This window comes from Janthinobacterium sp. CG_23.3 (assembly GCF_046115965.1).
In the GTDB taxonomy this organism is placed as follows: domain Bacteria; phylum Pseudomonadota; class Gammaproteobacteria; order Burkholderiales; family Burkholderiaceae_D; genus Janthinobacterium.
Map to the genome: position 1 here is coordinate 1 of NZ_JBJXIB010000203.1, position 5578 is coordinate 5578.

4 protein-coding genes are annotated in these 5578 nt (G+C 64.7%); 2 read left to right on the forward strand and 2 right to left on the reverse strand.

Features of this window, described 5'->3' with window-relative positions:
* Positions 1-121: 121 nt before the first annotated feature.
* Positions 122-2221, reverse strand: coding sequence for a molybdopterin-dependent oxidoreductase (locus tag ACFDR9_RS26650; RefSeq protein WP_035789086.1), 2100 nt, complete (start codon positions 2219-2221; stop codon positions 122-124).
* A gap of 195 nt (positions 2222-2416) precedes the next feature.
* On the opposite strand from ACFDR9_RS26650, the gene ACFDR9_RS26655 reads away from it, so the two are divergent.
* Positions 2417-3613 carry a M20 aminoacylase family protein gene (locus ACFDR9_RS26655; protein WP_409032923.1) on the forward strand — a complete coding sequence of 399 codons (1197 nt, stop codon included), beginning with the start codon at positions 2417-2419 and terminating at the stop codon, positions 3611-3613.
* A gap of 85 nt (positions 3614-3698) precedes the next feature.
* On the opposite strand, the gene ACFDR9_RS26660 is transcribed toward ACFDR9_RS26655, so the two are convergent.
* Complete coding sequence (locus tag ACFDR9_RS26660) at positions 3699-4601, reverse strand: NAD(P)-dependent oxidoreductase (protein WP_409032924.1); 903 nt, start codon at positions 4599-4601, stop codon at positions 3699-3701.
* A 130-nt stretch (positions 4602-4731) separates the two neighbouring features.
* On the opposite strand from ACFDR9_RS26660, the gene ACFDR9_RS26665 reads away from it, so the two are divergent.
* Positions 4732-5292 (forward strand): acyloxyacyl hydrolase, encoded by a 561-nt coding sequence (locus tag ACFDR9_RS26665; protein ID WP_409032925.1) that lies wholly within the window; start codon positions 4732-4734, stop codon positions 5290-5292.
* Positions 5293-5578: the final 286 nt, after the last annotated feature.

The following is a 5578-nucleotide window of genomic DNA, read 5'->3' on the forward strand; positions in this document are numbered from 1 at the left end:
GGTTGCATGATTTTCTCCTAAGTTGATTCTTCGAACCTTCACTTTAGGATTAATTTGCGTCTTTTGCCGACCCGCCTTCATTCATAGTATCTACAAAACCGACAAATTCGGACCCGGCACCTTAGCTTAGCGCAATTCCCCCTTGCGCGGCGGCTTTCTCGACTTGCACCAGGGTGTCGTAGAAAGTCGGCGCCCGGCCCATGTCGGTCAGGCGCTGGCTGGTCACTTCGTTGACGTTCTTGCCGTCGCCGGCGAGTTTTTTCCACCACACCGACAGGCCCACGACCAGGCCCACGCGGGCCTTGTCGGTGAGCCGCGCCTTGGCCACGAAGGAGCCGCGGTCGTTGAAGATGCGCACCATGTCGCCGTGGGCGATGCCGCGCGCGGCGCCGTCGTCCGGGTGGATGTCCAGGTGCGGCTCGCCCTCGGCCGAACGCAGGCTCTTGATGTTGACGAAGGTCGAGTTGAGGAAGTTGCGCGCCGGCGGCGACAGCATCGCCAGCGGATACCTGGCTGCCAGCGCCGGGTTGCTGGCGGCCGACTCGTACGGCGCGATGTAGGTCGGCAAGGGGTCGAGCCCGTCGGCCTGCATCGTCGCCGAATAGAATTCGCATTTGCCCGACGGCGTGGGAAAGCCGCCGGCGGCGAACGGCGCCTCGGCCATGGCCAGCTTTTGCCAGCCCTTTTGCTTCAGCGACTCCCAGTCGAAATGCACGGCGCGCGCGTCGCCGGCGTCGAAGGCGCGCGCGGCCAGCGCGTCGTCGCTGTCCTGGAAGCACGGGTCGTCAAAGCCCATGCGCGCGGCCAGCAGGCGGAACACCTCGGTGTTGGGCTTGGCCTCGCCCATCGGCGCGACCGCCGCGTTGTTGGCCATCATGTACAGGTGGCCGTAGGCCAGGTGGGCGTCGACGTGTTCGAGCTGGGTGGTGGCCGGCAGCACGATGTCGGCGTAGTCGACGGTGTCGGTCTGGAAATGTTCGAGCACCACGGTAAACAAGTCTTCGCGCGCGAAACCCTGCGCCACCTTCGACGAATCCGGCGCGATCGCCAGCGGGTTGGAGTTGTAGACGATCACGGCTTCGACTTTCGGGCCGAACTCGGGCGAACTCTCGCGCAGCAGGTCGTCGCCGATAGTGGTCATGTTGATCGTCCGCGGCTTGCCCTTCAACAGGTCGGGCCGCTGCAGCGCCGCGCGGTTGACCGGGAACGAGCCGGACGAGGACAGTTGCATGCCGCCGGCCGGCTGGCGCCAGGCGCCGATCAGCGCCGGCAGGCAGGCGATGGTGCGCACCGACATGCCGCCGCCGCGCACGCGCTGCACGCCGTAGTTGGCGCGGATGGCGACGGGCTCGCCGTCCTTCGCCATTTGGCCGTACAGCCGCGCCAGGTCGACCACCTCGGCCACGCTGATGCCGCAGACCTCGGCGGCGCGCTCGGGCGGCCACTCGGCGGCGCGCTGTTTCAACTCGTCGAAGCCGAGCGTGTAGCGGGCGATGTAGTCGTGGTCCAGCAGGTCGTCGGCGATCAGCACATGCATCATGCCCAGCGCCAGCGCGGCGTCCGTGCCCGGCAGCAAGGCAATGTGCTGGTGGCATTTCTCCGCCGTCAGCGAGCGGTACGGGTCGATGGCGATCAGTTTCGCGCCGCGCCGCTTGGCTTCCTGCGCGCGGGTCCAGAAATGCAGGTTGGAGGCGATCGGGTTGCCGCCCCAGATCAGGATCAGCTTGGCGTTCTGGAATTGTTCGAGGTCGGTGCCGATGGTGGCGCCGACGGTGTAGCGGTAGCCGGTGCCGCCGGCCGAGGCGCAGATGGTGCGGTCCAGCAGCGAGGCGCCGAGCTGGTGGAAGAAGCGCGACGACATCGACTCGCCCTGCACCAGGCCCATCGTGCCGGCGTAGCTGTACGGCAGGATCGCCTGCGGCGCCCGCGCGGCGATGTCCCGCAGGCGCGCCGCGATGGTTGTCAAAGCCTCGTCCCAGCTGATGCGCTCGAACTTGCCCTCGCCCTTTTTACCGACCCGGCGCAGCGGGTAGAGCAGGCGCTCGGCGTGGTAGGTGCGTTCGGTGTAGCGCGACACCTTGGTGCACAGCACGCCGGCCGTGGTCGGATGGTCGGGGTCGCCCTTGACCTCGGTGGCCACGCCGTCCCGCACGGTGACCAGCAAGGCGCAGGTATCGGGGCAGTCGTGCGGGCAGGTTGCGCGAACTTGTGTCGTCGTCATCAGATAATCTCAATAAAAGCGGCTGTGGAAGCCCATACTGTAAACCATTCCCGGCAGGCGCACGCGACGCTGGTGGGTGCGCTGGTTCCGCAGGCTCGACAAGGGCTACAATGGCTTATTCACCGTGCATGTTTTCGATCAAACACGCGCGCCGGCAGAAGCGGTACCCCGCATTGCGAATTCCAGGAGAGTCCGATGAAACTAGTTGATCCCATCATAGCGTTTCAAGCCGAGTTGCGACAGATACGCCGCGATCTGCACGCCCATCCCGAACTGTGTTACGAGGAACGGCGCACCGCCGACGTCGTCGCCGCCAAGCTGACCGAGTGGGGTATTCCGGTGGTGCGCGGGCTGGGCCGCACCGGCGTGGTCGGCATCATCAAGAACGGCACCTCGGAACGGGCGATCGGCCTGCGCGCCGACATGGACGCGCTACCCATGCAGGAAAACAATACCTTCGCGCACGCCTCGCGCCACCCGGGCAAGATGCACGCCTGCGGCCACGACGGCCACACCGCAATGCTGCTGGGCGCGGCGCGCCACCTGGCGCGGCAGCGCGACTTCGACGGCACCGTCTACCTGGTGTTCCAGCCGGCCGAGGAAGGCGGCGCCGGCGCGCGCCAGATGATCGAGGACGGCCTGTTCACGCAATTTCCAATGGACGCGATCTACGGCATGCACAACTGGCCGGGCGCCGCGACCGGCACGCTGAGCGCGGTGGCCGGTCCGATGATGGCGTCGAGCAACGAGTTCCATGTTGTCGTCAAGGGCAAGGGCGCCCACGCGGCGCAGCCGCACAAGGGTATCGACCCGGTGATGATCGCGGTGCAGATCGCCCAGAGCTGGCAAACCATCATCACCCGGGAAAAGAGCCCGCTCGACACGGCCGAGCTGTCGATCACGCAAATCCACGCCGGCAGCGCCACCAACGTGATCCCCGACGAGGCCACGCTGGTCGGCACGGTGCGCACCTTCACCACGCCGGTGCTGGACCTGATTGAAAGCCGCATGCGCGCGGTGGCCGAGCACACCGCCGCCGGCTTCGGCGCCGAGGTCGACTTCGTGTTCAAGCGCAACTACCCGCCGCTGGTGAACCACGCCCGCGAAACCGCGTTCGCGCTGGAGGTGATGCGCTCGGTGGTCGGCGCCGAGCGGGTCAACGCCAACGTCGAGCCCACCATGGGCGCCGAAGACTTCGCCTTCTTCCTGCAACAAAAACCGGGTTGCTACATTTTCATCGGCAACGGCGAAGGCGAGCACCGCGATGGCGGCCACGGGCTCGGCCCTTGCGTGCTGCACAACGGCAGCTACGACTTCAACGACGAGTTGCTACCGATCGGCGCCAGTTTCTGGGTGCGCCTGGCGGAAATGAGCCTGCCGCCAGCGGCCTAATACCACGGTCGGACCTGAAGGGTTGACCCCGGCTCTTTGCCGTTGCTTGATTTTCAGCGTTGCCGGCCCTCGCGCTACCCCATCCCTAAGCCAACTTATCCGGCCCGTCGCCCAAACGCCGGCCCGGATTGAGCAGCTCCAACGCCAGCAACGCGGCCGAGTGGTCCGCCGTCGCGTGGCTGGCGGCGATACTTTCGTAGCGCTCGGTGACGAGTTGCGTCAACGGCAGGGTGACACCGGCCGCGCCGGCGGCCGCCAGGATGTTGTGCATGTCCTTGAGCTGGCTTTTCACTTGCCCGCCGGCGACGAAATTTCGCTCCAGCATGCGTTGCCCGTGCACCTCCAAGATTCGGCTTTCGGCAAAACCGCCGCGTATCGCCGCGCGCACCGCCGCCGGATCGGCGCCGGCCGCCTGCGCCAACAGCAGGGCCTCGGCCACGACGTTCAGGGTCGCGCCGACAATCAACTGGTTGCACAATTTGGCGACCTGGCCGCTGCCGGCCGGGCCAACCAGCGTCGCCCTCCCCATCGCGGCGAACACGGTCTGCGCGCGCGCGTAATCGGCCGCGCTGCCGCCGGCCATGATCGCCAGCGTACCGGCTTGGGCGCCGCCAACGCCGCCGGACACCGGCGCGTCGATGAAGCGGTGCCCGCGCGCGACAAGGCGGGCGTGGAATTGCTGCGCCTCGGCTTGCTTGGTCGAACTCATGTCGACCCACAGCGCGTCTGGCGCGAGCGCCCCGAGCGCGGCGTCGATCAGCTGCCCGACGATGGGGCCGGCCTCCAGCATCGAGATGACGATGTCAGCCTCGCGCACCGCCTCGGCAAGCGACTTCGCGACCAGCGCGCCGTCCGGCGCCAGCGCCTCGGCCTTGCTCAGCGTGCGATTCCAAACTGTGACAGAATGTTTGGCTTGCAAGAGACGGCGCGCCATCGGCTCGCCCATCAGACCGATACCCAGAAACGCGATTTTTGTGGAGAGTGTCAATTGAAATTCCTGATTTTGTTAAAATGCAAGTAATTGTAAGAATGTGTTTATATATCCGCAATTAACACGCCCGGCTTGCCACTCTGGCGGCCGAGGCAGTAGCGAGGCTAATTTTACGATGAAAGATTATATGTTCTTCCAGAAGCGAGTATTGAAATCCCTCGTCGCGGGCATGGCCTTACTGGCCATGCAATTGGCTTATGCGGCCGACGACCCATTGATCGACGGCGCCTATGCCGAAGTCGCCACCGGCGCGCATGTCCGCATGGTGCGCGTTGGCGTCACTGCGGACTGGGGCCAGCGCTGGTTCCAGTCGAACGGCACGCACCTGAGCGGCTACTGGGACACTAGCGCCGGTGCATGGCGCGGCAACCACTACCAAAACGTCAAGGGCGCCAAGCAATCGCTGTACGACATCGGCTTCACGCCGGTGTTCCGTTTCCAGCGCGATGACAAAAAAGGCTTCTATGCGGAAGGCGGGATCGGCGTGCACGGCCTCTCGAAACTGTATGACAACGACGACAATCGTCTGTCGACGCACTTCCAGTTCGGCGACCACATCGGCGCCGGCTACGTTTTCGACAACAAGTGGGAACTCGGCGTGAAGATTCAACACTTCTCCAACGGCGGCTACAAAAAGCCGAACAGCGGCGTGAACTTCGTCAACCTCAAAGCCAGTTACCGATTTTGATGTAGGCGCTGCGCCAGGCAGTCCCAAGCCCCTCGCCCCTCGCCACAACGAGGGGTTTTTTTTCGCCCGCCGCTTGCCCCTCTCGTTGCGGCATGGCTTACGATGCAGTAACACTGGAGGAACCCGACATGCTATTAAAAATCGGCCCACTAGCCGGACGCACGGCTGGTTTAACGCCCACAAAAATGCGGACGAAAAAAAGCCCAGTATCTCTACTGGGCTTTTTTAATATAACAAGCCTGACGATAACCTACTTTCACACTGGTTGCAGCACTATCATCGGCGC

Bases quoted from the DNA above. Each gene is read 5' to 3' on its own strand.
- ACFDR9_RS26650 (WP_035789086.1), bottom strand. From the start codon at position 2,221: ATGACGACGACACAAGTTCGCGCAACCTGCCCGCACGACTGCCCCGAT.
- ACFDR9_RS26655 (WP_409032923.1), top strand. From the start codon at position 2,417: ATGAAACTAGTTGATCCCATCATAGCGTTTCAAGCCGAGTTGCGACAG.
- ACFDR9_RS26665 (WP_409032925.1), top strand. From the start codon at position 4,732: ATGTTCTTCCAGAAGCGAGTATTGAAATCCCTCGTCGCGGGCATGGCC.